Source organism: Simplicispira piscis, assembly GCF_054783455.1.
Map to the genome: position 1 here is coordinate 1 of NZ_BAAGQN010000011.1, position 26,720 is coordinate 26,720.

The following is a 26,720-nucleotide window of genomic DNA, read 5'->3' on the forward strand; positions in this document are numbered from 1 at the left end:
ACCACCCCCGCGCCAGTGCTGGGTTTGCGTACCGCCAGTTATTGCACTGAAAACGAGGGGACCCCGTCTTCGGCTACAGCAAGCTCACGCTGGACATGTGCGACCTGGGCGAGCGCTGCGGCAAGCATCGCGTGGCGCGGTTGCTCAAACTCGAAGGCCTGCGCTCGTAGACGGGCTGCGGCCACAGGCCTGGGATGCGAGGGGGCAAGCCCGCAGTGGTTGCGCCAAATCACCTGCAGCGCCAGTCAAGGTAGCCGAGCCTAACCAGTCCTGGGTCACCGACATCACCTACATCCGAACCCACGAAGGCTGGCTGTACCTGGCGGCTGTGGTTGATCTGTTCTCGCGCCAAGTAGTGGGCTGGCCTATGGGCAGCCGCATTGACACGAGCCTAGTCCCTCGATGCACTGCTCATGGCACTATGGCACCGCCAGCCGCATGCGCCGATCATGGTCCATTCCGATCAGGACTGCCAGTTCTCCGGCCACGAGTGGCAGACCGTCCTGCGCGACCATAACCGGGTCAGCAGGAATCCCTGGTGGAAAGCATATTTCGTGGCAGGACGCGGCTTGATTACAAATCTGTCATATACAAATTTCGTCGGATTTTAATTGATGCAACTCAAGTAGACGAGGATTTGCGCCGTTAATCTACCCCAGCGGCGACGAAATTTATGGATCACTCCCAACCCGACAAACACACCGGGGCGCTCCTGCTAGCCAACCTTTCAACCGCGGATGGGGTACCGGGAAGCCCCCGCGCGAACCGGGCGCTGCATAACAGCAGATCACGAACGGATGCACATGCAAGACCATCGAAACCATCTCCTAACGCATCGCGCCCGTCTGCACCGCGAGGCCGACGCAGCGTTCGCGCAGTGGGCCGCCGGATACGGTGTGATCCAGCACTCACCACAGACACAGTTGCGCATCTTCGAGATGGCGCAGCTGCTGGTGGCGCAATGCCGGGCCGCTTCGCCAGCGGACGTCTATCACCTCCTACGCGCCGCAGACTGCGTCGCGTCGGCGGCCATGTGGCTGACAGTTCATATGACCTACGCCCAGCGGGTACGGTGGGACGGTGCCCCTCTGCAACCCGACGAGTACAAGCAAACGCCTGAGGGTCATACCGGTGGGTCGCTCAACATGGTGCCTGCCTACGCCGGCTACCTGGCGGCGAACTCGTTGACCGGCCATACGCGCGGCTGGATCATGGGGCAGGGCCACAGCGTCGCTGGCGTGGAGGCAGTGAATCTGCTGGTGGGCAACATGCTGCCGGTCCAGGCGCAGCGATACGACGTAAGCGATGCCGGCCTGACGCGCTTCGTGGGCGATTTCTATTCCTATGCCATCGGGCCCGATGGGCGGCCGGAATCCCCGCTGGGCAGCCATGTCAACGCTAGTACAGCCGGTGGCATCTCCGAGGGCGGCTATCTCGGGTTCGCCGAGCTGCAGTACGTCCACATCCCGCTGCCGGGCGAGCGCCTGGTGGCCTTCCTGAGCGACGGCGCCTTTGAGGAGCAACGGGGCAGCGACTGGGCGCCCCGCTGGTGGCGCGCCGAGGACAGCGGCCACGTGGCGCCGATCATGATCCTCAATGGCCGTCGCATCGAGCAGCGCAGCACACTGCAACAGCAGGGCGGCGTGCAGTGGCTGAAAGACCACCTGCGCCTGAACGGCTTTGACCCGATGGAGATCGACGGCACCGACCCGGCAGCTTTTGCCTGGGCGATCTTCACGATGGAGGATCGCCTCGATGCCTGCACCGAGGCCATCCGCACGGGTGCCGGCGGCTACCCGGTACCGTTGCACTACACCATTGCGGAAGCCCCGAAAGGCTACGGCTTTCCCGGCGCTGGTTCCAACGATGCGCACAACCTTCCGCTCGGTGCCAACCCCCGGGTTGACGCGGGGGCTCGCGCGCTCTTCGAAGAGGGGTCGAAGGCGTTGTGGGTCTCACGCGAAGACCTAAGCTCCGCCGCAGCGGTTTTGAATCGGCATGATGAGCAGCGTCGGGTGCGCGAACGGGATCACGCCTTCGCCACACGCAACGTGCCATTCCCGTCTCTTCCACCTCTTGCGTCGCTCGCGCCCGGTGAGCGCGAATGCTCGCCGATGGAGGGGATCGACCAGGCGTTCACGGCGCTGGTGGCCGCCAACCCGCAGCTGCGGGTGCGGGTTGGTAACCCGGACGAGCTGCGCAGCAACCGCATGGGCCGCACGCTCGACCTGCTCAAGCACCGCGTCGTGGCGCCGGAGCAGGGCGTGGCCGAGTCCATTAGCGGGTCCGTGGTCACCGCCCTCAACGAGGAGGCTGTGGTCAGTGCGGCCCTCGCCAACAAGGGGGGGCTCAATCTGGTCGTTTCCTATGAGGCCTTCGCAGCCAAGATGCTGGGCGCTCTTCGGCAGGAAATCTTGTTTGCCCGCCAACTTGCGGATGCAGGGCGTCCCCCCGGCTGGGTGTCGGTGGTGGTGGTGGCTACTTCTCACACGTGGGAGAACGGCAAGAACGAGCAGTCACACCAGGATCCTTCGTTCGGCGAGACGCTGCAGGGCGAGATGAGCGACGTCTCCCGTGTCCTGTACCCGCCGGACTGGAACACGGCCCAAGTCGCCTTGCAGGCCGCCTACCAGACGCACGGCCAGTTCTGGACGATGGTCGTGCCGAAGAGGGCGTTGCCGGTCTGGTTCTCTGCGCAAGAAGCTGCGCGTTTGGTGCGCGATGGCGCCCTGTGCATCCGACCCGCACCCCAGGCACGCATTCTGTTCACTGCTGTCGGTGCCTACCAGCTGGGTGAGGCTCTCAAGGCCGCCGAAAGGCTGGAGCAGCGCGGCGTCGCGGCTGCCGTGAACTACATCATCGAGCCCGGGCGTTTCCGCGTCGGTCGGGACGCCCGCGAGGCTGCGCACCAGAGTGCAGCGACCGGTGCACTTTTCCCTGCTACGCAGGATGTGCGCATCTTCCTCACGCATACACGTCCGGAAGCTCTGGTTGGTTTACTGCGGCCCCTTGACACCGGCGCGCAAACGACTCGCGTGCTCGGGTACGTGAGCCGCGGCGGGACGCTGGACGTTGCAGGCATGCTGTTCGCGAACCGAACGACATGGGCCCACGCGGTTTGTGCCGCATCGAAAGCGGCAGGTCTGGAAGTGGAACGGCTGCTCGACGCGCCGGAATTGCAGGCTGTCCGAGGCAGCGGCGATCCCCGGATCATCATGAGTTCTTACTGATCGAAAGGAACAATATGCGAATTACTTTCCTGGGTGCCGCGGGCACTGTCACCGGATCGAAATACCTGCTGGAGCACGGGGGCAAGCGCGTGCTGGTCGACTGCGGGCTGTTCCAGGGCTTGAAGCAGCTGCGGCTGCGCAACTGGGATGTCTTCCCGCTGCAGCCTGAGACGATCGATGCTGTCGTGCTCACCCACGCGCACATCGACCATAGTGGTTACCTGCCCGCACTGGCGCGCCAGGGGTTCAGAGGCCCGGTGTTTTGCACCGAAGCCACGCGCGACCTCTGCGCGTTGCTGCTGCCGGATTCGGGGCACCTGCAGGAGGAAGATGCGCTCTACGCCAATCGTCGCGGTTTCTCGAAGCACAGTCCGGCCCTGCCTCTTTACACGGAACAGGACGCCCGCAAGACCTTGCGCCTGTTCCAGCCTCAGCAGTTCGACGCCGAGTTCGAGCCGGTCGAGGGGCTGCGAATGCGTTTCTCGCTCGCCGGCCACATCCTTGGTGCCGCCAGCGTTCATGTGCAGTGGGGTTCAGGGTCGTTGCTGTTTTCGGGCGACCTTGGGCGCGACGAGGACGTCGTCATGCGGCCGCCGGAGTCACCGCCTGCGGCGGACTACGTCGTCATGGAATCGACCTATGGCGACCGATCGCATGAGAAGGAAGATCCCGCCACTGCTTTTGCAGAGGTGATCAACCGCACTGCAGCGCGCGGAGGTGTGGTCATCGTCCCCGCCTTTGCGGTCGGACGAGCGCAGTCACTCATGTACGTGCTGGCCACCCTGAAGCGCGAAGGCCGCATTCCAGACCTGCCGGCTTTCCTTAATAGCCCGATGGCCGCCGATACGACGGAGCTGTACCACAAACACCGTTCGCAGCACCGGTTGACGCCCGACCAGTGCCGGATGATGTGCACCGCAGCCAAGGTGGTGAACTCTGTGGAGGAGTCGCGCAAGCTGAACGACATGCGCTATCCCGCCGTCATCATTTCGGCCAGCGGCATGGCCACCGGCGGGCGCGTAGTGCACCACCTGAAGGCGATGGCACCGAACCCGCGCAACACCATCCTGCTGGCCGGCTATCAGGCTGCCGGGACACGTGGCGCAGCGCTCGTTAACGGCGCAAAGCAGATCAAGATTCACGGCGACTACGTTCCCGTTCGCGCGGAAGTCGCTAGCCTGGGCTCCTTGTCCGCACATGCTGACCGGGAGGAGCTGCTGCGCTGGGTGGGACGGATGCCGCAGCCGCCCAAGCGGGTGTTTGTCACCCACGGCGAGTCTGTCGCTGCCGACAGCTTACGCCTCGCCATCCAGGAACAGCATGGCGGGGCATGCACTGTCCCGGAGCATATGCAAGCCGTGGAGCTGGGATGAACGCGCTGGCTGCCCATCTGCCGCATGGCGCGGGGCTGATCGCACGCCGCGCGGGGATCCTCACGTACCAGTCGCCGGTTGTCTACATGCGGGTCGACTGCGAAATCTGCCGTTCGGAAGGGTTCGAGGCCCAGACGCGCGTGGAGATCGAATGGGATGGTCGAACGGTCATCGCCACTGTGCACCACGTGGCCGCTGAATGGCTAGGCCACGGAGAAGCGGGCCTGTCGGAGCCTGCCTGGCGGGCTCTCGGCCTCTCTGGGGGCGAGATGCTCGCTATCCGCCATCCCCCGGTGCTCGAATCCGAGCGGCATATCCGCGGCAAAACCTATGGTGCGCCGCTGGACTATGAGAAGCTCAAAACCATCATGCTCGATGTGGCAGCTGGCCGGTTGTCCGACCTGCACCTGGCGTCCTTCGTCACCGCCACGGCGGGTGGCCGGATGTCGCACGAGGAGACGGTCGCCCTCACCCGCGCCATGATCGACGTCGGCGAGCGGCTGCACTGGCCATTCTCGCCGGTGATGGACAAGCATTGCGTTGGGGGGCTGCCTGGCAACCGGACGACGCCGCTGGTGGTGGCCATCGTCACCGCCTGCGGTCTGGTCATGCCCAAGACGTCCTCCCGGGCCATTACCTCTCCGGCGGGTACCGCGGACACCATGGAAACCCTGGCGCCAGTCAACCTGGATCTGCAGGCCATGCGCCGGGTGGTCGAGAAGGTCGGCGGTTGCATCGTCTGGGGAGGCTCCGTGCAGCTGAGCCCGGCGGACGACGTGTTGATCCGTGTCTCGCGTCCGCTCGACCTCGATGGCGCCGCGCAACTGGTCGCCTCTGTGTTGTCTAAAAAGGCAGCGGCGGGGTCGGAGCGCGTGCTGATCGATATTCCGGTCGGCCCGACGGCCAAGGTTCGATCCGAACAAGCGGCAGATGAACTCGGCGACCTCCTGAAGCATGTCGGCGAGGCGGTAGGCTTGCAATTGCGTGTCGTCCGCACCGACGGCACGCAGCCTGTCGGTCGAGGCGTCGGTCCCGCCCTAGAGGCGCGGGATGTCCTCGCCGTCCTGCAAAGGGGCTCTGCAGCTCCGGCAGATCTGCGCGAGCGGGCGTTGCTGCTCGCCGGACACCTTCTGGAGATGGGCGGAAAAGCCGGCCCCGGTGCGGGCTATTTGCTTGCGCAGCAGGCGCTGGACAGCGGGCAGGCCTGGACCCAGTTTGTTGCCATCTGCGAGGCGCAGGGTGGCCTGCGCCAGCCGCCCGTGGCACCGCACATGCGACCGTGCCTTGCCGGTGTAGCGGGCGTGGTTACCGCCGTCGACAACCGGAAGCTGGCGATGGTTGCCAAGTTGGCAGGAGCGCCAGGGGCGCCGGCCGCAGGCATCACGCTGGAAGTGAAGCTCGGGGATCGGATCGCGCGCGGCCAGCCGCTGTTCCACGTTCATGCCCAGACCACCGGAGAGCTGGAGTACGCGCAGTCCTATGCAAACCGCCAGCAGGGGCTGGTCACCATCAAGGAAACAGCATGAACATGATCATTCTTCCCGCACCTGGCGCCGAGCAGGCGGCGGCCGATCTCGCGGTGCACCTGCAGGCCCTGGTCGGCCGAGTGGAGGCGCGTCACTTCCCCGACGGCGAGTCCTACCTGCGGCTGCACGACGATCTCTCTGGTAAGGACGTTGTGGTCGTTGCATCCCTGCGCGACCCAGATCCGCAGGCGCTGCGCCTGTGGTACCTGGCGCAGACCGCCCGTGAACTGGGCGCCAGCCGGGTCGGTATTGTTACTCCCTACTTGCCCTATATGCGCCAGGACAAGCGCTTCCAGCCAGGCGAGGCCGTAACTTCCGTGACCTTCGCTCGCTTCTTGTCGCAGGCGTTCGATTGGCTGGTGACGGTTGATCCGCACCTGCATCGCCGCGCCTCGCTCGACGAGGTGTACTCGATTCCGGCCGAGAACGTGGCCAGTGCACCTGCGATCGCGCGCTGGGTGGCCGCCCACGTCCCAGAGCCGGTGATCGTTGGCCCAGATTCAGAAAGCGAGCAGTGGGCCAGCGACGTAGCTGCTCGCGTCGGCTGTCCATTCATTGTCCTGTCCAAGCGCAGGCTCGGTGACCGTAGTGTCGAGATCAGCGTACCCAAGGTCGAGGCACACGCAGGCCGCCGTCCTGTGCTGATCGACGACATCATCTCCAGTGCACGCACGATGGCTGTGGCTGTGCGGCAGGTGCGATCGGTGTTCAAGAACGATCCCGTGTGCATCGGCGTGCATGCGGTGTTCGCCCTAGATGCAATGCAGCTGCTTGAGGACGCCGGCGCGGCCAGCGTGGTGACCTGCAATACGCTGCCGCATCCGAGCAACGGCATCGACGTAATGGGCGACGTGGCCCAGGCCGTTCGTGCGCGAGTAGGCAGCGTGTCGGGATAGCCGGATCAAGACGCTTATTTCAGCATGCACCGGTCAATTCATCACGCGCTTGGCGCGCATCGAACGCCCAGGCTTTTTCTTCGTGACAAGTTGGGCTTGGCTGCACGGGGTCTGATGGCTTGGGGGAGCTGCGGTACCGCTGACGGCGACCGTCTAGTCGCTCAGGAAACCTGGCGCGAACTGCGAGCGTGGGACCGGCTCAATGATGAGGCGCTCTACCCATTTCATCGACTGCTTAGACCCTCTTTCTCAATGCACCACACATCAAACTGCGAGCTGACCCCGTTCGAGCGTCTCAACCGCGATTGCTTCTGCCTTAGCCTGGATCCAGCGGCGCTGGCGGCCGCGCTCGACGCCGAGCTCGGCTCCCCGAGCTTGTCGCAGTTGGTGCGGGAGCGATGCCCTTACTTGTTTGCCGCGCAACCAGTCTTTGTCGCACGGCCCCCGCTGGAGCGCATGGCAAACGTCGTGCGGGCCATCGAGGCGGTAGTGGCACTCCCGGCGTACCGGGAACAGGTTCTGGCGGATGCCCCAGCCATTGCGCACATTGGCGCAGGTGGCGCGCAGGGTGTGTTCTTCGGCTATGACTTCCATCTGGATCGGGACCGTCTCGGCCTGATCGAAATTAACACGAATGCGGGTGGTGCGATGTTGAATGCAGTGCTGGCTCGCGCTCAGCGCCGCTGCTGCCAGGCTGTGCAGGCAATGGCACCCGACGGCGCCAGCGTCACAACATTCGAACAACGGCTTGTAAACATGTTTCGCCGTGAGTGGCGACTGGCGGGCCACTCTCGGCCGCTCGCGTCGATTGCAATCGTGGACGAGGCACCGCAGCAGCAATACCTGTATCCAGAATTCCTGCTATTCCGGCAGCTTTTCGAGCGCCATGGACTGCAGGCCGTCATTGCCGATCCGTCTGAACTGGCATGCCGCCACGGCAGGCTCTGGCACGGCGAGCTGGCTATAGACATGGTTTACAACCGAGTCACGGATTTCTATTTGGATCTGCCTGCTAACGCCGTGTTGCGGCAGGCGTGGCAAGAGCAGGCGGCAGTTCTCACGCCCCATCCCCAAGCGCACGCGCTCTACGCCGACAAACGACGTCTGGCGTTGTTCAGTGACGACGCTGCGCTGCGGGCCTTGGGCGTTGCGGACGACGACCGGCTGGTGCTGCTGGCGAACGTGCCGCGCACCGAAGTGGTCGATGCAGCGCATGGCGACAGGCTGTGGGCGGCGCGCCGGAGCCTGTTCTTCAAGCCAGCGGCGGGCTTCGGTAGCCGCGCCGCGTACCGGGGGGACAAGCTCACGCGCCGAGTCTGGGAGGAGATCATGGCGGGAGCCTATGTGGCACAGGCCTTTGTGCCTCCCGGCGAGCGCGTCATTCCGAATGAGGGAGGATCGCAGTCCATGAAGTTCGATTTGCGCGGCTATGCCTATGCGGGAGGCGTGCAGTGGGTCGCGGCACGCGTGTACCAAGGGCAAACCACGAACTTCCGCCAGCCGGGCAGCGGATTTGCTCCCGTTTACACCACGGTGGATGCATCCGGCCGCGGAATGGGCGAAGCGGACGGCGAATTTGCCTCTTACGTGTTCCTGCTCGACGAGGAGGGCGAGGTGCATGCCTTGCCGCATGTGTTGTATGTGGCGCTCGCCCGGGGTCAGGCCTTGGCACCGATGTTGGCGGACCGTACGCTGCGCCTAGCGGACTGGTATGTCCGGCTCCAGGCCGGCGGGGAACCGGGGGCGGTGGTCAACGAGACCTATGGGCTCGTTCGCTTCGACGGCGAGGGGCACTTCAATTTGGAGGTTGCCCCAGGGGACAGCGCGTGGCCGACTCCTGCGGAGCGTAGACGAATGCAGGAACTGCTGCTGTCGTGAGCAGGCATCGAACGGCGCCCCAAAATAACCGAGCGGAGTTGAAGCCGCTTGACCTTCCCACGATGGTAAGCCCGAATATGTCGTTTCGGGGGGCGGGCACAGCTGCTGCTCACAAGCCAGCCAAGAATATTTTTCGCAATATACAAACCGTAATCCAAGGAGCTTTCCATGACTTCCGCCAACATCCTCGCCGTTGCCCTGTTCACATTCTCCGCAAGTGCGTTCGCCCAAGCCACCCTGTCACACGGTGGTCCCGAGCCCCAGCCCAGGCAGCTGCAGGAGTCGGCGGTTTCCGAGCCGCATCAGCACCGCTACGTATATATCGGTAGGGACCGCATCAAGACCCACCTCGACCGCCCGGCCGATAGCTCGGGCTCGCCCGACCTGCAACCGCAAGATCAAGCGTCCCCGTCCGAATCGAAGGAATACGAGTACGTGACGATTGGGCGGGACCGGACCAGGGTCCGTGTGCCCCGTCGGGCTGAGCGGTCTGGCAGCAACGCTGAGGCGATGGGTATCTCGGGAGAAACATCTGCGCCAGCCGCGCCGCTTACCCGCGATGAGGACCTGAAGGGCGGCCCGAACTAAGCGGCCAAGCAGCAACCATAGTGGCGCAGCCGTTCGCGGAATAGGGTTCAGAGCGCCTGGAAAGCTGCCGCCGCCAAGCCGACGAGGGCTATCACCACATAGCCCGCCGCCACCCGGACACCCACCGCGCGGCCGGCAATGGTCCAGGCGAGGGTCGCCTTGGTGAGCATGTTGGCAGAGACGGCAAGTAGGATGGCGATGGCAGTAGTGGCAGCCGGGAGGTCGCCCTGCGCCAGCATCTGCACGCTGGAGACCAGGATGGCATCCACGTCAGCCAGACCGGAGACGAATGCGACGGCGTACACGCCGGCCGTGCCAAGGGCCTCGCGCGCGGCCCGGGCAGCCACGGCTACCACGCCGAGCACGACGCCGAATCCGAGCGCCGTGGGCAGGTCGAAGAGGCGGCGCGAGGCCTGCTGTGTGGCCGGACCGCTGGCTTGCCGGCGGCGCCATTGCCATCCCGCAAAGAGGAACGCCGCCGCGGCGAGCAGCACCAGGAACAGGCCCATGCGAGGCGCGAGACTGGGCTGCAGGACGGCGACGACCACGGCCATACGCAGGAACATCACGCCGCAGGCAGCGACGATCGCCGCGGCCACGGGCACATGCCAGCCTGGTTGGTTCCTTGCGGTCCGAGCAAGCGCCAGCGTCGCAGCGGTGGAAGACGCGAGGCCGCCCAGCAGTCCCGTCCAGAGCAACCCCTGTTGCTCCCCCTTGAGCCGCACCGCCACGTGGCCGAGCAGCGACAGCCCCGCGATCAGGACCACTGCGAACCACAGCTGGTAGGGGTTGAGGGCAGCGTAGGGCCCATAGCCCCGGTCCGGGAGCAGCGGCAGCACCACGGCGGTGAGCACGCCCATTTGCAGGAGGGCATTCAGTTCGGCCGGCTGGATCAGGCGCAGCCAGCGGTGCAGCACTGGTTTCAGATCGAGCAGCAACGCGACGACCACGGCCGCCCCCACGGCGAGGATGGCCTGACCGCTTGCGGCCAAAGCGCCCAGACAGAAGGTGGCCATTGCTGCGACAGCTGTCGTGATGCTGAGGGTGCCGGAGGCCTCCGATGCACGCCTGAAGGAAACGGCAAACAGCAGGACGATGCCGAGCAGGCCGGCGGCAAGAAGTAGCTCGGGGTTTGAGGAGAGCAGAGCGAGAAGCCCGCCCAGCAAGCCGATGAGGGCGAATGTTCGCAGCCCCGCGACGCGACCGCCCTCGGGCAAATCGCGGTCGCGCCAGCCGCGCTCCAGCCCCACCAGCAGCCCCACGCCGAGCGCGCCGCCCAACGCTTGTGCGGCGCTTCCAAGTTTGATGAGATCCGGGTTCATTGATGGTGAAGTGTCGGCTGCCATTGTCCAGGTTGCGCAGCACAGTCAGTCAATGTCACGCGAACGGGATTCAAGCACTGCCATTATCATCGCGCGCAGCCCCTCGTTTGGCCATGCACGCCTTGTCCCGCCTGTCGAAGATCAACATGGATCTAGAGGGCACTTGGGGTGGCTGGCTCAGATCGTTGGCATGGTGTGCATGCTTCCCACGATTTCACGGAGTTCCTTATCGATGTGCTTTTCAGCGACCGCCAGCCTGACAGCCGGTACTTTCCTCTTGGGCGTGGGCATGATGACCACGCGCATGGCCCGTACCGGTGGAGAGCGGGCTTATGCGGCGATCCCACTGCTGTTTGCCATCCAGCAGCTTACAGAAGGCGTGGTCTGGCTCAACTTCGGCTGGGGCATTGACGCGGTGACAGCAGCGGCGACACAGCTGTATTCCTTCTTCTCGCACGTGCTCTGGCCCGTATACGTGCCTGTTGTGGCATGGCTGATCGAGCCTGACCGCAACCGGCGACGCGTCCTGGCCGTCATCTGCCTCGCCGGGCTCGGGGTCGGGGCATACCTGCTGTACGCGATGTTTGCCTACCCCATCGTCGCCACCCCGGTTGGAGGCCATATCGACTACGCATCCCCACATTTCTACATCGCAGCCTCCATGGGCCTTTATCTGACGGCGACGACCGTAAGCCTGATTCTTTCAAGCCACCGCTGGGTCAAACTGTTCGGCGTGCTTTGCCTCGGGTCGGCCGTAGCGGCGTACGCCTTCTACGCCCACTGGTTCATCTCCGTCTGGTGCTTCTTCGCGGCGGCAATGAGCATCGTTGTTGCACTGCATCTGATCGCCGCGCGAGGCGAAACCTCTGCCTTGGTGGAGAACGCTCGATGACTGTTCGCCGTCGAGTCAGTTCAAAACCGGGGCGATTCAATCGCGTGGAGATGTTCCCGTTTACTTCTTGACCACTGTGACCTGGCCCTTCATGCCTGCGTCGTAGTGGCCCGGGTAGAGACAGGCAAACTTGACTTCGCCAGCCTTCGTGAACTGCCAGATGATCTCGCCTTGCTTGCCCGGGGCGAGAGACACCTTGCTGGGCTCGTCATGTTCCATATCCGGGAATTTCTTCATGGCCTCGTAGTGTTCCTTGATTTCGGCATCGGTCCCCAGGCTGAACTCGTGCTTGACCTGGCCGCTGTTCTTGATCACGAACTTGATGGTCTCGCCCTGTTTGACGGAAATTGCTGCAGGCGCATAGCGCATGGTGTCGGCCATGTCGACATGGATGGTGCGGCTGACCTTGCTGACCTTGCCGGGCTGACCAATGGCGGATTCATCGCTGCCGTGGCCACCGCCGTGGCTGCCAGCTGCAAAGCTGCTCAAAGATAGAGCAGCGAGGGCGGAAGCTGCGATCAACGAAAGAGTGCGTTTCATAGATACCTCGTGGAGTGAAATTGTGGAAATCGTTGTTAGTGCCCGCCATGGGACGAAGGCTTTTTGACTTTGACAACCGTGTCCGTTGCGGACCTGTTTTTGCGCGGCATGGACTGGCCTCCCTCGGCCTTGAAGCGTGCCGGCTCGGCCACGGGCCCGGTGTACTCGTAGGCAACAGTCCCCTGTGGATGTTTGTACCAGCCGGGGTTGGTGTAATCGCCCGGTTTTTGGTCTCGTCGGACCTTGACAACGCTGAACATTCCGCCCATCTCTACCGAGCCAAAAGGACCGTCACCGGTCATCATCGGGATCGTGTTGTCAGGAATCGGCATCTCCATTTCGGTCATGTCCCCCATCCCCCGCTCGCCCATCACCATGTAGTCCGGGATAAGGCTGTTGATTTTTTTCCCTACTTCACGGTGGTCCACACCGATCAACGTGGGAAGGTCGTGCCCCATGGCGTTCATCGTGTGGTGGCTCTTGTGGCAATGAAAAGCCCAATCGCCTTCCTCGTCGGCCAAAAACTCGATCTGGCGCATCTGGCCCACGGCCATATCGGTTGTCACCTCATACATGCGAGTGCTTTTTGGGGTAGGACCGCCATCAGTACCCGTGATCAGGAATTCGTGCCCATGCAGATGCATCGGATGGTTGGTCATCGTCAGATTGCCCATCCGAATGCGCACCTTGTCGTTCAGACGCACATTCAGGGAGTCGATACCGGGGAAGATGCGACTGTTCCAAGCCCAAATGTTGAAGTTGGTCATCTCTGCGACCTTGGGCGTAGCCGCCCCCGGCTCGATGTCGTACGCACTCAGAAGGAAGCAAAAGTCTCGTTGCACCTCATCAATGAGCGGATGCTTTGTCTTCGGGTGGGTGATCCAGAAACCCATCATGCCCATGGCCAGCTGCACCATTTCGTCGCCATGCGGGTGGTACATGAAAGTGCCCGGGCGCCGCGCCACGAACTCGTAGACAAAGGTCTTCCCGGCAGGAATGGCAGGCTGTGTGAGGCCTGTGACTCCGTCCATGCCATTGGGCAATCGTTGCCCGTGCCAGTGAACACTGGTGTGCTCGGGCAGCTTGTTGGTCACGAAGATGCGTACGCGGTCACCCTCTACAACCTCGATGGTCGGGCCAGGGCTCTGGCCGTTGTAACCCCAAAGGTGCGCCTTGAACCCGGGGGCCATTTCGCGCACCACAGGTTCTGCTACGAGATGGAATTCCTTGACACCTTGGTTCATGCGCCAAGGCAGCGTCCACCCGTTGAGCGTGACCACGGGGTTATACGGCCGCCCGGAATTGGGAACCAGGGGCGCCATGGTGTCGGGACCCGTCTGAAAAACCGGCTCTGGCAAAGCCGCCATCGCCACCCGGCTCACACTTGCTGCAGCCACGGCCCCGCCGGCAATGCCAGCAAAGCGGAAAAAGTCTCTTCTCGAACTCATTTAGATTTCCTTTGGGGATCAGTGACCTTGGCCAGACTCCGCAGCGGCTGGACCGCCGGAGACACCGGCGCTGATGGGCTTGCCGATGAGAGAGGCCTGAAGTGCGGCGTCCGCCTGCCAGAACTGTTGCTCGGCGTTCAGAGTCGCCATCACCGAGTTCACCTGGTCGCGGGAGTCGGCCAGCAACTCGAAGACGCTGATCAGCATCCCGTTGTAGCGAAGCTGGTTTTCTTCGGAGATGGTTTTTCTCAGTGGGATCACCTCGTCGCGGTGGTGGCGCGCGATGTCATACGCCGTGCGGTACGCGGAGTAGCTTTCACGCAGGTTCGACCCCGCCGCGCGAGCAGTCGCTTCCAAACGGTTGGCTGCTGCCAGGGTCTGAGCGTTCATGGCGCTGCGCCGCATGCCACCCCAGTCAAAGATCGGTAACTGCAGGCTGATCTCGAAGCCGCGCCGCGTTGAGTGGGTGTTCTCAGCAGCGTCGAAGACCGAGTCGCGCCGGACTCCCAGCTCGATATCCGTGAACGTCGCAATCGTGTTCCAGCCCTGGGCGCGGGCAGCTGCGTCATAGTCTGCCTTCGCGATTTGCAGGTCCAGGCGGCCTTTGGACGCCTGGCGGCCCGCGTCCGTTGGAGACAGTGGTTCCTTGGGCAGCGCGGGCAGGCGCTCAGGCAACTTGAGCTGCTGGGCTTGACCGTCGTCCAAGCCCAGCAATCGGACAAGTTGCTCACGGGCCGCCGTGACCTGGTGCTGAGCACTGGCCAGTTGGGTCGCTGTGTCGGCATAGAACGCCTGCTGGCGTGCGCGATCGAGCTTGTTGAAATTGCCCACCGCCTGCATGCGCTTGGCCAATTCGGCGCTGGCCTGGGCGCTGGCGAAAACTTGCTGTGTGTAGGTCAGGGTTTGTTGCGCCGCGACGGCGCGTACCCAGGACTGTCGCACCTGTGTGACTTGGTCCACCACATCGCTACTCAGGCGCAACTGGGCCTGCTTGATGCGCCGCTCGGCGATGCCTTTGCGCGTCGGCAAGGTCAGCAGGTCCAGCAGTCCGAAGGACAGCAGGCGCCCGATCTCCGTCTCATCACCCAGGCGCACGCGCTCAAGGTTCAAAATAGGGTTTGCAATGCGGCCGGACTGGGCTGCCGTTGAAGCGTCCGCCCAGTTTTGGGCCACGATGGCCTGCATGGACGGGCTATTGACCAGCGCGAGTTGCACGGCATCCGTTTGTCCGAGCGGCTTGGCCAGCAGATCCGAAGCGCGCTGGCGCAAGGCGTCACGCTCGTTCTGGCCACGGGCCAGGTTGAGCTGGCCATCCGTGAAACTGCTTGCCGCTGCGTTGGCGCTGGAGAGGTTTTGCTCCAGATTCACGCTGGCGCAGCCAGACAGCACCGCAATAGCGGCCACGGCGATCGCTATTTTTGCGCGGGGCAGGTGCAATAGGCGGCTCATTGTTTGCCCCCGTGGTGCGCGTCGTGGTCCCGGGCGGGTTGATCCAGCCCGGTCGTGGGTGCCGTCTGGCGCATCTCCTTGGCGTAGGCGCGCCATCCGCCAATCTCGCCCACCGTGTCGTTAGCCGCCTTCCAAGGCTGGACGGATTGATCTTTGTAGGCCTCGTAGTCCAGCAGTGTCGATCGGTACGAAAGCGGATAGTCCACCTTTTCGGTTTCGTCCTCTGGCATCTGTGCGAACGCAAGGGATGGCGCGGCTACCGCAACAGCCAACCAGTATCTTGAGATAAATCGTAAAAGCCGATGATTTTTCATAGTTTGCGATATGTTTTTGACTTGTGTCATTGTGCGAGCCCGTAGCTTTCAAAGACGGAACGGTTTCATTACATCTTTGTCATGCACAAGAAAGCTAGAGATCTGCTGGCGCGCCTCCTGCCAGACGCAGTGTGTTGATTTCCACGCAGAAGTGACCCACTAACCCCCAGGATTTCCATCTAAATCTGACCCACGTACTAACCCTAACCTGCTGCTTTGTTGAGCAGCAGGAGACCAGGAGTGATAGACGTGGCAACACTGAGTGTCATCAGGCGCTGGGCCCTGCGAGAGCAGCTGTCCATCAGGGAGATCGCCCGCCGCACGGGCCTCTCGCGCAACACCATCCGCAAGTACCTGCGCGCAGGCGAGGCCGAGCCGCACTATGCCAAGCGGGTCAGCCCTTCCAAGCTCGATCCCTTTGCCTTGAAGCTCTCGGGCTGGCTCAAGACGGAAGCTGGCCGATCCCGTAAGCAGCGGCGTACCGTCAAGCAGATATACGCCGATCTGCAGGCGCTGGGCTATACCGGCTCCTACAACCGGGTCGCGGCCTTTGTCCGCCTCTGGCAAGAACAACGCCTGGTGGCCCAGCAGACCACCGGCCGCGGCACCTTTGTGCCTTTGGCCTTCGGCCCCGGCGAGGCGTTCCAATTCGATTGGAGCGAGGACTGGGCAGTGCTCGCAGGTGTGCGCACCAAGCTGCAGGTGGCTCACTTCAAACTCAGTCACAGCAGGGCGTTCTACCTGCGCGCCTATCTTCTGCAGACGCACGAGATGCTGTTCGATACCCACAACCATGCGTTCGTCGTGCTGGGCGGTGTGCCCCGCCGAGGCATCTACGACAACATGCGCACCGCTGTAGACCGGGTGCGCCGTGGCAAGGAGCGCGACGTCAATGCGCGCTTTGCGGCCATGGTGAGTCACTTCCTGTTCGAGGCCGAGTTCTGCAACCCGGCCTCGGGCTGGGAGAAGGGCCAGGTGGAGAAGAACGTGCGCGATGCCCGCCATCGCCTGTGGCAGGTGGTGCCGCCATTCCCAAGCCTGCCCGATCTCAATGCCTGGCTTGAGGAGCGCTGCGTGGCGCTGTGGCACGAGATCGAGCATGGCAAGCTGGCTGGCACCGTCGCGGACGTCTGGGCCGAGGAGCGGGCAGCCTTGATGCCTGTGCCCCGGCCCTTCGATGGCTTTGTGGAGCACACCAAGCGCGTCTCACCCACCTGCTTGGTCCACTTCGAGCGCAATCGCTACAGCGTGCCGGCGCCGTATGCCAACCGGCCTGTGAGCCTGCGGGTCTACGCGGACCGCCTGGTGGTCGCTGCCGAAGGCCAGATCATCTGTGAACACCAGCGCCTGATCGAGCGCAACCACCATGGCGCTGGGCAGACCGTCTATGACTGGCGCCACTACCTGGCGGTGCTGCAGCGCAAGCCCGGGGCATTGCGCAATGGCGCTCCCTTCCAGGAACTGCCAGTGGCCTTCAAACGGCTGCAGACCGCCCTCTTGAAGCAGCCCGGTGGCGACCGGGAGATGGTGGAGGTGCTGGCACTGGTGCTGCATCACGACGAGCAGGCCGTGCTCGCCGCAGTGGAACTGGCCCTGGAGTCTGGGGCTGCCAGCAAGACCCATATCCTGAACGTGCTGCACCGGCTGCTGGACGGCAAGCCCGCTCCAGCACCGGTCACATCGCCCCAGGCCCTCAAGCTGTCTGTGGAACCCCAGGCCAACGTGCTTCGCTATGACCAATTGAGAGAGGTGCGCTATGCGTCATGACCCCGCCATCGCTTCCATCGTGATCATGCTGCGCGAGCTCAAGATGCACGGCATGGCCCAGGCAGTTGCGGAACTGGCTGAGCAAGGTGCGCCAGCCTTCGATGCAGCACAGCCCATCCTGTCCCAGTTGCTCAAGGCCGAGACCGCCGAGCGGGAGGTGCGCTCGGTGGCCTACCAGCTCAAGGTAGCCAGGTTCCCCGCATACAGGGACTTGGCAGGCTTCGACTTCAGTCACAGCGAAGTGAACGAAGCACTGGTGCGCCAGCTGCACCGCTGCGAATTCTTGGAGAACGCCAACAACGTGGTGCTGGTGGGCGGGCCGGGCACAGGCAAGACCCACATTGCCACAGCCCTCGGAGTGCAAGCCATTGAACACCATCACCGAAGGGTGCGGTTCTTCTCCACGGTAGAGTTGGTCAATGCGCTGGAAGAAGAGAAGGCCCAAGGCAAGACAGGGCAGATGGCCCACCGGCTTGCATATGTGGATCTGGTGATCCTGGATGAGCTGGGCTACCTGCCGTTCAGTGCATCAGGAGGCGCCTTGCTGTTCCACCTGCTGTCCAAACTCTACGAGCGCACCAGCGTCGTGATCACCACCAACCTGAGCTTCAGCGAGTGGGCCAGTGTGTTCGGGGATGCCAAGATGACCACGGCATTGCTCGACCGGCTCACGCATCACTGCCATATTCTTGAGACCGGCAATGACAGCTACCGGTTCAAGAATAGCTCCGCACAGCAACCACCACAGACCACCAAGAAGGAGAAGGCGACCAAGAACTTATCCACAACGTGAGCGTGAAGTTCACGAATCAGGGTGGGTCAAGATTCGATGGAAATGGTGGGTCAGCTTTGCATGGAAATCAACATCGCATTGCTGCCGAACTGCGCATTGATCCGCGCTTCGATGTGTCTGCAGAGATCACCAGGCGCACGCAGTTCCTCATGGACTACGCGCGCCGCGCCGGCGCAGGATCTTTTGTGCTGGGGATTAGCGGGGGGGTGGACTCGAGCGTCGCCGGGCGCCTGTGCCAGCTCGCGGCGGAGCAGTTACGCTCCTCGGGGATGCCAGTCCGCTTCATCGCGATGCGGCTGCCATATGGTGTGCAGGCCGACCATGCAGACGCCCAGCGCGCGTTGACCTTCATCGATCCGGATGAGACGCTAGCGATAGATATCAAGCCGGCAGCTGACGCAATGCTCGCGCAGCTGAAGGTCGGAGGCCTAACATTCAATGACCAGTGGCAGGCAGATTTCGTACTCGGCAACATCAAGGCGCGCCAGCGCATGATCGCCCAGTACGCTGTTGCAGGCGCTACTGGCGGGCTGGTGGTCGGTACTGACCACGCCGCTGAAGCGGTGATGGGCTTCTTCACCAAGTTTGGCGACGGGGGGTTCGACCTGAGTCCGTTGGGCGGTCTCACAAAGCGTCGCGTTCGATCAATGGCCTTGGCACTTGGAGGAGACGAGAAGCTAGCGTACAAAGTTCCCACTGCCGATTTAGAAACCATGCGGCCACTTCGCCCCGATGAGGCAGTGCTGGGCGTTAGTTACGACGCGATTGACGACTTTCTGGAATGCAGGGAGATCGCCCCGGCCAGTGCTGAGGCTATCCTGCAAACCTACCGCCGCACGGCCCACAAACGGGCGCTACCTGCCGTCCCGGCTTACCAGCGCGCGGCTTGAGTTCAGGCTGGTTCGGCCAAGCCGTTGAGAATGCCGCACTCGCGCGCCGTGCGGGCGGTGCAACAGGAGCGCCGCAGATCCGTCAGCTCGCGCTCAAGCTCCCTCAACTCCTTGATCTTGGCCCGCACCTGGGCGATATGGGAGTCCACCAGCGAATTCACCTCACTGCAATCGAGCTCAGGCCGATCCCGAAAACTCAACAATTGCCGGATCTCCCCCAAAGTCATGTCCTTGGCACGGCAGCGGCGGATGAAAAGCAAGCGTCGCAAATGGGCATCGTCATACAACCTGAAATTGCCTTCGCTGCGCGCAGGCTCTAGCAGCAAGCCCTCGGATTCGTAAAAGCGCACCGTCTGCACCAGGCAGTCCGCCCTTTTGGCCAGTTCACCGATCCGTAGCATGGTTGTCCTCCGTAAAGCTTGACTCTATACCAACTAGAGATTTTTTAATTAAGGCATGCGGGGAAATCCTCTGCCAACGAACAGTGAACTATTTATGAACAATGATATTTCCAATTCATGTGGATGCTCGGGCGGCAGTGGCCAACCGGCGAACTGCGCCGGAGAACAAGCCAGCACTGAGAGCACTGTTTTCCATGTAAGCAACATGGACTGCCGCAACGAGGAAGCGCTGGTGCGGCGTACGTTGGAGGGCATGACCGGCGTCGAGCGGCTGGAATTCGATCTCCCACAGCGCAAGCTGACCGTTTCGCACAGGTTGGTCACGGTCGAGAATCTGGAGCAAGCGCTGCACTCCGTGGGAATGAAGGCTAAGGCTCTCCGAGATGCCTCGGTGCTGACCACCTACCGCATCGAAAACATGGACTGTCCGAACGAGGAGAAACTCATCCGCTCGCACCTGGGCACGGTTGAGGGGGTCCAGGACCTGGGTTTTAACTTGGCTGAACGCACCTTGTCGGTGAAGCACCTCGCCGAGGCACGCGCGCAAATGGAGCAGGTCCTGGATTCCATTGGCATGCGTGCGCAAGAAAAGCCCGCCAGTCTCGCGAGGCCGGCGGCAACCGAGCCAATGGTCGAGTCCTCGATACAAAAGCCACTGCCGACCGTCCCGATTTCGGAGACGCCTGCCGGAGAGCGCGTGACGTACCGGATTGAGAACATGGATTGCCCAACGGAGGAAGCGTTGATCCGCAACCGCCTGAGCAAGGAGCCAGGCGTGACTGCCCTGGACTTCAACCTGATGCAACGGGTGCTGGGTGTGCAGCATACGCTGACCTCCACGCAGTCGATCGAGAAGGCGCTCGTTTCCATAGGCATGAAGGCCGAGCGGCAGGACCTGCAAACAGTCACTACACGGCTGCGCATCGCCAAGATGGACTGCCCGACGGAGGAAAGCCTGATCCGCGGCAAGCTGCAAGGCCTGCCGGGTGTGCAAGGCCTGGATTTCAACCTGATGCAGCGTACGCTCACAGTCCAGCACTCGCCTGACGCGATCCAGCCAGCCATCGAAGCCATCGAGTCCCTGGGCATGGAAACCGAGGTGCAGAAGACCGACGAGCCGCGCGATCCCCTGGTTCCAGCGCACAAGACTAGCTGGTTGCCGATGGCCGTATCCGGCATTGCGGCAGTGCTCGCTGAAGGCGTCTACTGGGTCAACGATGGGAACCATTGGGCCGTGATCGTGCTGGCCCTGGTCTCGATCTTCACTGGCGGCCTAAGCACCTACAAGAAGGGGTGGATCGCCCTGAAAAACCACAACCTGAACATGAACGCCCTGATGTCAATTGCGGTCACGGGCGGCATGGTGATCGGCCACTGGCCCGAGGCGGCCATGGTCATGTTCCTCTTTGCGCTGGCCGAGGTAATCGAGGCAAAGTCGCTGGACCGCGCGCGCAATGCGATTCGCGGACTGATGGACCTGGCACCAGAGACAGCAATCGTGAGGCAGGCTGACGGCTCGTGGGCAGAACTGCCAGCCAAGCAGATCGCCAAGGGCACGGTGGTCCGGGTGCGTCCAGGCGAGCGCATTGCGCTGGATGGTCTCATCACCTCAGGCCGCTCGGCCATCAATCAGGCCCCCATCACGGGTGAGAGCCTCCCCGTCGAGAAGGCGGAAGGCGACCAGGTGTTCGCGGGCACCATCAACGAGACCGGCTCCTTCGAGTACCAAGTGACCGCTGGCGCAAGCGACTCGACGCTTGCGCGCATCATCCATGCGGTTGAGTCGGCGCAGGGCAGCCGCGCGCCCACGCAGCGCTTCGTCGACCAATTCGCGCGGATCTACACCCCGGCAGTGTTCGTGGTGGCCGTGCTTGTCGCGGTCGTTCCACCGCTAGGCTTTGGCGGCGAGTGGTTCGACTGGATCTACAAGGCGCTGGTGCTGCTGGTGATCGCGTGCCCCTGCGCGCTGGTGATCTCAACCCCCGTCACGATCGTCAGCGGTCTCGCCGCAGCCGCCAGGCGCGGCATCCTTATCAAGGGTGGCGTGTATCTGGAGGGCGGGCGCAAACTCAAGGCCTTGGCGCTGGACAAGACCGGCACGCTCACCCATGGCAAGCCCGAGCAGACCGACTTCCTGCCGCTGATCGGCGATGCCCAGCAGGTAGCCGCCTGGGCTGCTAGCCTTGCTACGCGTTCAGACCATCCGGTGTCCCAAGCCATTGCCCGCAAGGCAAACCGGGACGGCGTCTCGCTGCACGAAGTCGACGACTTCTCGGCCCTGCCGGGGCGCGGCGTGCGTGGACGCATTGACGGCCGAATGCTGCAGATGGGCAATCACCGTCTCGCAAATGAGCTCGGCCTCAGCGAGGTTGCTTTGCAATCGCAGCTTCAAGGCCTTGAGCGCCAAGGCAAGACAGCCATCCTGCTGATGAATGAGAGCACCGTGCTCGGCATCTTCGCTGTCGCCGACACGGTGAAGGAAACCAGCCGTGAAGCCGTGGCCGACCTGCAAGCGCTCGGCGTGCGCACGCTGATGCTAACCGGGGACAATCAGTACACAGCTGACGCCATCGCGGCCCAGGTCGGGATCTCTGAAGCCCGTGGCGACCAATTGCCCGAAGACAAGCTCAAGACCATCGAGAGCCTTATCGGCGGTGAGGGCCAAGTCGGGATGGTGGGCGACGGCATCAACGATTCGCCGGCGCTCGCGCGTTCCGACATTGGCTTCGCCATGGGTGCGGCCGGTACCGACACTGCCATAGAAACGGCAGACGTCGCTCTGATGGACGACGACCTGCGCAAGATCCCGACGTTCATCCGCCTGTCGCGCACGACCGCCTCGATACTGACGCAGAACATCGTGCTGGCGTTGGGCATCAAGGCGGTCTTCCTCGCGCTGACGTTCACGGGCCATGCAACGATGTGGATGGCAGTGTTCGCGGACATGGGAGCCAGCATGCTCGTCGTCTTCAACGGCCTGCGCCTGCTCAAACTCAAGACGGCCTGACGCCTCATGCTGGCGCCTGACGACTTGACGCAGTGGACAAGACACTGGCTGTATGAATGGGGCGGCGCCAACATGGATCTCTTCCTGTCCATCCAACGTGCCCTGCCAAACGACTGGATCTTGTTGCACGAGATCTTGAGCGTAGTCGGCAGCTTCTGGGGCGCGCCGGGCGTAGTGGCACTGATGCTGGTTTGGCAGCGAATGCGTGGCCGGGAAGGATCAATTCCATTCGACGTGACGTTGTACAGATTTGCGCTTGGACTGGCGCTTGGATTCATTGGCGCAGCCATTTTCAAGGCGGTCTTCGCGCTGCCGCGTCCGTTCGTGCTCTTGGGCGATGCAGTCTACCGGGCCCACTCTGCACCTGACAGCCGATACACCATGCCCAGCGGCCACTCGGTCTACGCCGGGGTCCTAGCGGCAGCACTTTGGCCTGCGCTGGGCTTGGCGGGCAGGATTGGCTTGCTGTTGTTCGCAGCCGCAGTCGGGTGGTCGCGTATCGTACTGGGCGCGCATTTTCCGATGGACGTGATCGCAGGCCTTGTGTTGGGCGGGGCGTGCGCTGCGGCTGCGCACCCTTGGGCTCGGCGCTTGGCACGAAGTCTGCCGATCACAGGACCGAGATGGTAGATGACGCTTTTACTGGGCGCCGTCGGAGTCTGGCAGTGCTGCGCAAATGTGGCCGATCTGGTTCGCTTCGAACTTATCCTCCCTTTGGCGCTACCAGCACCAGCGAAGATAGCATCAGCCCCCCTCTCGCTCCTGCGATAGCTGTGCGTGAAGCCTTCAACCCAAGTTAACTTATATGAATCTCCCGCCGAAAAGAATGCAGTGGTATGCACTCGCAATCATTGTGTTTCTCGCCGATCAGGCTGCCAAGAGCTATATCGACGCGAGGACCCCATCAGGATGGTCGCATGAGGTCACTTCATTCTTCAATTTGGTTCATGTCCTCAATCCCGGCGCGGCGTTCAGTTTCCTCGCCGGCGCTGGTGGCTGGCAGCGGTGGTTCTTTCTCGCGATTGCCCTCGCGGTGTCAGCTTGGCTAGCGTTGCAGCTGTACAGCCCACTGCGGAAACTGGAAGGGCTTTCTTACAGTCTCATCCTTGGCGGCGCAGTGGGCAACGCATTCGACCGGGCGGTGCGGGGTCAAGTCATTGACTATCTGGACTTTCACCTGCGCGGATGGCACTGGCCTGCCTTCAATATCGCAGACATGGCCATCGTGGGGGGAGCAATGGCTCTGGTGCTTCTCTCGCTGATGAGCGGGGAACGTCCTGCCGCAGCGAAAGAGCCACGGTAAACCACGCGCGCCATGGATGGTTTATTCATGCTTGCCTCGGTCCCTCCACCAAGAAGGGGGCGCGAATCAAACCTCTCCCCAATTTTTTAAGTGTGTCCTTTCAAAACTGTAATGCTGCGGTCAGCGCCACGCGGGCGGCAGATTTCTAACCTTGTCTCCGTGGTGCAAAAAAGGTTGCATCTCCTGAATTCCCAAACGGGAGTTCAGTGCTCAAGGAGACCCCATGAAAGTTCGTTTCGCCCTCATCGCACTCGGCTTGGCGACCGCCGCTACGGCCTCCCTCGCTTCGACCGTGTATCACACCAGCCCTACCCAGGAAGAAGGTGTCTCTTTCGTGCCATCCCACCTGGGCAACGCTGTCAGCCGAGAAGACGTACAAAAGAACGTGCTCGTTGCCCAGCAAGATGGCTCATTGCACTGGATCAGCCGTGGCTACCCCGCCACCTATCCGCTGGTCAAAGCGCCCGTGTCAACGAAGAGCCGGCAGCAAGTTCTCGATGAACTGCAAGCGGCTCAAAAGCGCCCCGCCACTGCGAATGGGGTGCGCGACCTGGGCGGCGAGATCGGCTGGGTCGAAGCCCACCAAGCTCCATGAGTTGCTGAGGGCCTTCGGGCCTGGCACACGCCGTTCATTCCACCCTGCCTATCCAAGGCACCATTTTTCGCTTCCAAGCATTGACCTCAAGGACCAATATGAAACTCAAGACCACCCTCATCATTTTCGCGCTGAGCGCAGCCCCTGCATTCGCTTTCGATGCCAGCCATGGTGTCCAGTCCAAGACCCGCGAGGAGGTCAAAGCCGAGCTATCGCAAGCCCTGCGCAGCGGCGACATCATGGCCGGCGGGGAAATCGGCGCCAAAGTCAGTGAGCTCAGCGCCGGTGGCTACCAGTTGAAGACCCCGGTGCTGGGCAAGACCCGGGACCAGGTGCGGGCGGAACTGGAGCAGGCCGTTCGCAGCGGTGACATGCTTGCCGCCGGGGAATCCGGATCACGGTTCAATGAACTGCAGCCCAACCTGTATCCGTCCAAGATGGCGCAAGCCGGCAAGACACGCGAGCAGGTCAAGGAGGAACTGGCAGAGGCCATCCACACCGGGGACCTGATGGCCGCTGGCGAGGACGGCCGCAAGCTCAATGAAATCTACCCTGGCCAATACCACCAGCACCACGCGGGCTCGACGGCCGCGCACTCGGGCCACTCCAATGGTCGCGATCTCTGAACATCAGATCCTGAGCCCAGTCGCGCTGGGCTGGCCCACCCTCACGCTCCTTGCTGGTGGGCCCCAGCGCCGTTCACTCGTGCACGCCGGGCGCGACCGGTTAGGTATCTGAATCGACCCACTGGAGCTGGCCTGCGCTCTAATTCATCTCGCGTTTGACGAGGGCCGCCGAGCAATCCCAAACCTTGACGTAGACCGGCTCTCCAGCAACCACGGCTACATCTGCAGGCAGACGCGCAACGGTCCAGCGCGACCGACCCACCTCTCTCCACTGGACAATGGCGAACCGCTCTTGCGCACGATCTAACTGATCGGTCTTGCACCGGCGCTTGTAGAACGCCAGGTCCTGAGCAGTGGCTTCAATCCTGCTGATTTTTCCCACGCGCCAACCCTCCGCCCACGGCAGCGAGTTTTCATACACGGGGGTGGCGCAGCCGGCGGCGAGCAAGGCCACGACACACAGCGCTGGCAGGCGCAACCTGTTTGCGCAGCCCTGTGCAAAGCAGGAACCGAGGGTGGTCGTCCGAGCGGGATTCACACGGGTGCTTTCCAGTGATCCGCACCAGCATTCGAAGCGCTGGCCGCAGCCGTACCGCAGGCTTGGGTTTCCAACTGGATGGTGGTGTGGGTGATCTCGAATTGCTTCGCCAGCATCTGGTTGACGGCGTGCAGCATGGTGGCAGGGTCTGCCGCTTGCGGGTTGTAGACGACGTGAGCGCTCAGACTGGTCTTGGCGCTGCTGACCGCCCAGACATGCAGCTCATGCACAGACGCCACCCCTGGCAGGTCCAGAAGCGCACGCTTGAGCTGAGGCAGATCGATGCCTTCGGGGACGCCTTCGAGCAGGATGTTGAGCGTCTCTTTCAGGAGGATCCAGGTGCGCGGCAGCACCCACAAGCCGATGGCCACGGCAATGACGGTGTCGACCCAGTTCCACCCTGTGAACAGAATGACCAGCGCTCCCACGATGACACCAATCGAGCCGAGCAGGTCGCTCCAGACTTCAAGGTAGGCTCCTTTGACATTGAGGCTGGAATCCTTGCCTGAGGACAGAAGGCGCATGCTCACGAGGTTGACGATCGTGCCCAGTACAGCGATCACCAGCACCCCTGTGGTCTGAACTGCCGGCGGGTTGCTCCAGCGTTGCCACGCCTCATAGAGGATGTACGCCGCAACACCGAACAGGAGCAAGGCATTGAACGCGGCGGCCAGGATCTCAAATCGGTGGTAGCCAAAGGTGCGCCGGTCGTCGACAGCCCGGCGCCCGACCCGAATGGCCGCCAGCGCAATGGCCAACGCCGCCACGTCGGTGAACATGTGTGCGGCATCGGACAGCAGAGCCAGGCTGTTGAGCATGACGCCACCAATGACCTCTGCCAGCATGAAGCCGCCGGTGAGCATCAGCGCGTAGCGCAATGCGTTTTCGTTTCCCGCCGCTGGCAAGGCGTGGTCGGAACCTTTTCCCATGGTCTGTCTCCTCAGATTCAGTCTGGTGATGTCATCGACCGCGTTCAGTCCGCGGTCCTCGTCCGGCCTTGGCGCTCAATGACGTCGCCGATGCCGAGGCTTGCCCGTGGTTCGGCACTTCAAGCGCGTTATTTGCCGGTCCCTCAGTCTCTTGGCCAGTCTCCGGCTGTACTTGGTTCGAACGTCCATCGGGGGATGACGCTTGAGCCACATGTGCCGCAGCCGCCAGAACACAAACACAGAGACCAACAAGCTGATCCAGATCCAGAACAGCTTGGCGAAAAGCCCACCCTGGGCCGCCTGCATTGACATGGATCGCTCCTTTTTGCCTCTAAGGGCAAGGACATGCACAGCGCCGAGGGGCGGTCCGGACCCGCCACTGCGGGGTCGTTCGCATGGACTTGAGCGATGCTTC

23 protein-coding genes and 1 pseudogene are annotated in these 26,720 nt (G+C 62.7%); 16 read left to right on the top strand and 8 right to left on the bottom strand.

Annotation, left to right across the window (positions count from 1 at the left end; all coding sequences use genetic code 11):
- Positions 1-65 precede the first annotated feature (65 nt).
- The 7 genes and pseudogenes from ACYVOC_RS07015 to ACYVOC_RS07045 form a co-directional block, all read left to right on the top strand.
- A pseudogene (locus ACYVOC_RS07015) lies at positions 66-527 on the top strand (IS3 family transposase); the annotation flags it as partial.
- Between the two features lie 270 nt (positions 528-797).
- On the top strand, positions 798-3,230 hold the full coding sequence (locus ACYVOC_RS07020; RefSeq protein WP_233521178.1) for a phosphoketolase family protein: 2,433 nt from the start codon (positions 798-800) through the stop codon (positions 3,228-3,230).
- Between the two features lie 14 nt (positions 3,231-3,244).
- Positions 3,245-4,603, top strand: coding sequence for an MBL fold metallo-hydrolase (locus tag ACYVOC_RS07025; RefSeq protein ID WP_116005342.1), 1,359 nt, complete (start codon positions 3,245-3,247; stop codon positions 4,601-4,603).
- Positions 4,600-6,129, top strand: a complete 1,530-nt coding sequence (locus tag ACYVOC_RS07030) for a thymidine phosphorylase family protein (RefSeq protein ID WP_116005341.1) — start codon at positions 4,600-4,602, stop codon at positions 6,127-6,129. The genes ACYVOC_RS07025 and ACYVOC_RS07030 overlap by 4 nt, the downstream gene beginning before the upstream one ends.
- Positions 6,126-7,025: a ribose-phosphate pyrophosphokinase gene (locus tag ACYVOC_RS07035; protein ID WP_116005340.1), complete on the top strand. Its 900-nt coding sequence runs from the start codon at positions 6,126-6,128 to the stop codon at positions 7,023-7,025. The genes ACYVOC_RS07030 and ACYVOC_RS07035 overlap by 4 nt, the downstream gene beginning before the upstream one ends.
- Before the next feature lie 252 nt (positions 7,026-7,277).
- Entirely contained in the window at positions 7,278-8,903 is a 1,626-nt protein-coding gene (locus ACYVOC_RS07040) for a hypothetical protein (protein ID WP_116005339.1), read from the top strand.
- Positions 8,904-9,071: 168 nt separating this feature from the next.
- The gene (locus ACYVOC_RS07045) at positions 9,072-9,491 is read left to right on the top strand and encodes a hypothetical protein (protein WP_116005338.1); all 420 of its coding nucleotides are present in this window, start codon (positions 9,072-9,074) and stop codon (positions 9,489-9,491) included.
- Positions 9,492-9,538: 47 nt separating this feature from the next.
- On the opposite strand, the gene ACYVOC_RS07050 is transcribed toward ACYVOC_RS07045, so the two are convergent.
- Positions 9,539-10,813 (bottom strand): MgtC/SapB family protein, encoded by a 1,275-nt coding sequence (locus ACYVOC_RS07050; protein WP_116005337.1) that lies wholly within the window; start codon positions 10,811-10,813, stop codon positions 9,539-9,541.
- Positions 10,814-11,045: 232 nt separating this feature from the next.
- Between ACYVOC_RS07050 and ACYVOC_RS07055 the strand changes: the two genes are divergently transcribed.
- A complete protein-coding gene (locus ACYVOC_RS07055; protein ID WP_116005336.1) occupies positions 11,046-11,705 on the top strand; it encodes a DUF6629 family protein in 660 nt (219 codons plus the stop codon).
- Positions 11,706-11,765: 60 nt separating this feature from the next.
- On the opposite strand, the gene ACYVOC_RS07060 is transcribed toward ACYVOC_RS07055, so the two are convergent.
- The 4 genes from ACYVOC_RS07060 to ACYVOC_RS07075 are packed head-to-tail and all read right to left on the bottom strand — an operon-like array spanning position 11,766 to position 15,372.
- The gene (locus tag ACYVOC_RS07060) at positions 11,766-12,245 is read right to left on the bottom strand and encodes a cupredoxin domain-containing protein (protein WP_116005335.1); all 480 of its coding nucleotides are present in this window, start codon (positions 12,243-12,245) and stop codon (positions 11,766-11,768) included.
- Positions 12,246-12,280: 35 nt separating this feature from the next.
- Positions 12,281-13,693, bottom strand: a complete 1,413-nt coding sequence (locus tag ACYVOC_RS07065) for a multicopper oxidase family protein (RefSeq protein ID WP_116005334.1) — start codon at positions 13,691-13,693, stop codon at positions 12,281-12,283.
- An 18-nt stretch (positions 13,694-13,711) separates the two neighbouring features.
- A complete protein-coding gene (locus ACYVOC_RS07070) occupies positions 13,712-15,142 on the bottom strand; it encodes a TolC family protein (protein ID WP_116005333.1) in 1,431 nt (476 codons plus the stop codon).
- Positions 15,139-15,372 (bottom strand): hypothetical protein, encoded by a 234-nt coding sequence (locus tag ACYVOC_RS07075; RefSeq protein ID WP_347708426.1) that lies wholly within the window; start codon positions 15,370-15,372, stop codon positions 15,139-15,141. Before ACYVOC_RS07075 ends, ACYVOC_RS07070 begins: the two co-directional genes overlap by 4 nt.
- A gap of 324 nt (positions 15,373-15,696) precedes the next feature.
- Between ACYVOC_RS07075 and istA the strand changes: the two genes are divergently transcribed.
- The 3 genes from istA to nadE are packed head-to-tail and all read left to right on the top strand — an operon-like array spanning position 15,697 to position 18,906.
- Positions 15,697-17,223: an IS21 family transposase gene (istA, locus tag ACYVOC_RS07080; RefSeq protein WP_116005332.1), complete on the top strand. Its 1,527-nt coding sequence runs from the start codon at positions 15,697-15,699 to the stop codon at positions 17,221-17,223.
- Positions 17,213-18,016, top strand: a complete 804-nt coding sequence (gene istB, locus ACYVOC_RS07085) for an IS21-like element ISThsp10 family helper ATPase IstB (RefSeq protein ID WP_116005331.1) — start codon at positions 17,213-17,215, stop codon at positions 18,014-18,016. Before istA ends, istB begins: the two co-directional genes overlap by 11 nt.
- Positions 18,017-18,072: 56 nt before the next feature.
- Positions 18,073-18,906 (top strand): ammonia-dependent NAD(+) synthetase, encoded by an 834-nt coding sequence (nadE, locus tag ACYVOC_RS07090; RefSeq protein WP_116005330.1) that lies wholly within the window; start codon positions 18,073-18,075, stop codon positions 18,904-18,906.
- Between the two features lie 2 nt (positions 18,907-18,908).
- Here nadE and cadR read toward each other — a convergent pair whose 3' ends face one another.
- Positions 18,909-19,307 (bottom strand): Cd(II)/Pb(II)-responsive transcriptional regulator, encoded by a 399-nt coding sequence (gene cadR, locus ACYVOC_RS07095; protein ID WP_116005329.1) that lies wholly within the window; start codon positions 19,305-19,307, stop codon positions 18,909-18,911.
- A gap of 94 nt (positions 19,308-19,401) precedes the next feature.
- Here cadR and ACYVOC_RS07100 point away from each other — a divergent pair, with 94 nt between their 5' ends.
- From ACYVOC_RS07100 to ACYVOC_RS07120, 5 genes are all read left to right on the top strand, one after another.
- Positions 19,402-22,314, top strand: a complete 2,913-nt coding sequence (locus ACYVOC_RS07100; RefSeq protein WP_116005328.1) for a heavy metal translocating P-type ATPase — start codon at positions 19,402-19,404, stop codon at positions 22,312-22,314.
- A gap of 6 nt (positions 22,315-22,320) precedes the next feature.
- On the top strand, positions 22,321-22,944 hold the full coding sequence (locus tag ACYVOC_RS07105) for a phosphatase PAP2 family protein (protein ID WP_116005327.1): 624 nt from the start codon (positions 22,321-22,323) through the stop codon (positions 22,942-22,944).
- A 175-nt stretch (positions 22,945-23,119) separates the two neighbouring features.
- Entirely contained in the window at positions 23,120-23,617 is a 498-nt protein-coding gene (gene lspA / locus ACYVOC_RS07110) for a signal peptidase II (RefSeq protein ID WP_116005326.1), read from the top strand.
- Positions 23,618-23,840: 223 nt separating this feature from the next.
- On the top strand, positions 23,841-24,212 hold the full coding sequence (locus tag ACYVOC_RS07115) for a hypothetical protein (protein ID WP_116005325.1): 372 nt from the start codon (positions 23,841-23,843) through the stop codon (positions 24,210-24,212).
- Between the two features lie 98 nt (positions 24,213-24,310).
- Positions 24,311-24,838, top strand: coding sequence for a DUF4148 domain-containing protein (locus ACYVOC_RS07120; RefSeq protein WP_116005324.1), 528 nt, complete (start codon positions 24,311-24,313; stop codon positions 24,836-24,838).
- Between the two features lie 139 nt (positions 24,839-24,977).
- Here ACYVOC_RS07120 and ACYVOC_RS07125 read toward each other — a convergent pair whose 3' ends face one another.
- Positions 24,978-25,292, bottom strand: coding sequence for a hypothetical protein (locus ACYVOC_RS07125; RefSeq protein WP_116701318.1), 315 nt, complete (start codon positions 25,290-25,292; stop codon positions 24,978-24,980).
- Positions 25,293-25,372: 80 nt separating this feature from the next.
- The gene (locus tag ACYVOC_RS07130) at positions 25,373-26,305 is read right to left on the bottom strand and encodes a cation diffusion facilitator family transporter (protein WP_116005322.1); all 933 of its coding nucleotides are present in this window, start codon (positions 26,303-26,305) and stop codon (positions 25,373-25,375) included.
- Positions 26,306-26,720: the final 415 nt, after the last annotated feature.

Bases quoted from the DNA above. Each gene is read 5' to 3' on its own strand.
- ACYVOC_RS07020 (WP_233521178.1), top strand. From the start codon at position 798: ATGCACATGCAAGACCATCGAAACCATCTCCTAACGCATCGCGCCCGT.
- ACYVOC_RS07025 (WP_116005342.1), top strand. From the start codon at position 3,245: ATGCGAATTACTTTCCTGGGTGCCGCGGGCACTGTCACCGGATCGAAA.
- ACYVOC_RS07030 (WP_116005341.1), top strand. From the start codon at position 4,600: ATGAACGCGCTGGCTGCCCATCTGCCGCATGGCGCGGGGCTGATCGCA.
- ACYVOC_RS07035 (WP_116005340.1), top strand. From the start codon at position 6,126: ATGAACATGATCATTCTTCCCGCACCTGGCGCCGAGCAGGCGGCGGCC.
- ACYVOC_RS07040 (WP_116005339.1), top strand. From the start codon at position 7,278: ATGCACCACACATCAAACTGCGAGCTGACCCCGTTCGAGCGTCTCAAC.
- ACYVOC_RS07045 (WP_116005338.1), top strand. From the start codon at position 9,072: ATGACTTCCGCCAACATCCTCGCCGTTGCCCTGTTCACATTCTCCGCA.
- ACYVOC_RS07050 (WP_116005337.1), bottom strand. From the start codon at position 10,813: ATGAACCCGGATCTCATCAAACTTGGAAGCGCCGCACAAGCGTTGGGC.
- ACYVOC_RS07055 (WP_116005336.1), top strand. From the start codon at position 11,046: ATGTGCTTTTCAGCGACCGCCAGCCTGACAGCCGGTACTTTCCTCTTG.
- ACYVOC_RS07060 (WP_116005335.1), bottom strand. From the start codon at position 12,245: ATGAAACGCACTCTTTCGTTGATCGCAGCTTCCGCCCTCGCTGCTCTA.
- ACYVOC_RS07065 (WP_116005334.1), bottom strand. From the start codon at position 13,693: ATGAGTTCGAGAAGAGACTTTTTCCGCTTTGCTGGCATTGCCGGCGGG.
- ACYVOC_RS07070 (WP_116005333.1), bottom strand. From the start codon at position 15,142: ATGAGCCGCCTATTGCACCTGCCCCGCGCAAAAATAGCGATCGCCGTG.
- ACYVOC_RS07075 (WP_347708426.1), bottom strand. From the start codon at position 15,372: ATGCCAGAGGACGAAACCGAAAAGGTGGACTATCCGCTTTCGTACCGA.
- istB (WP_116005331.1), top strand. From the start codon at position 17,213: ATGCGTCATGACCCCGCCATCGCTTCCATCGTGATCATGCTGCGCGAG.
- cadR (WP_116005329.1), bottom strand. From the start codon at position 19,307: ATGCTACGGATCGGTGAACTGGCCAAAAGGGCGGACTGCCTGGTGCAG.
- ACYVOC_RS07100 (WP_116005328.1), top strand. From the start codon at position 19,402: ATGAACAATGATATTTCCAATTCATGTGGATGCTCGGGCGGCAGTGGC.
- ACYVOC_RS07105 (WP_116005327.1), top strand. From the start codon at position 22,321: ATGCTGGCGCCTGACGACTTGACGCAGTGGACAAGACACTGGCTGTAT.
- lspA (WP_116005326.1), top strand. From the start codon at position 23,120: ATGAATCTCCCGCCGAAAAGAATGCAGTGGTATGCACTCGCAATCATT.
- ACYVOC_RS07115 (WP_116005325.1), top strand. From the start codon at position 23,841: ATGAAAGTTCGTTTCGCCCTCATCGCACTCGGCTTGGCGACCGCCGCT.
- ACYVOC_RS07120 (WP_116005324.1), top strand. From the start codon at position 24,311: ATGAAACTCAAGACCACCCTCATCATTTTCGCGCTGAGCGCAGCCCCT.
- ACYVOC_RS07130 (WP_116005322.1), bottom strand. From the start codon at position 26,305: ATGGGAAAAGGTTCCGACCACGCCTTGCCAGCGGCGGGAAACGAAAAC.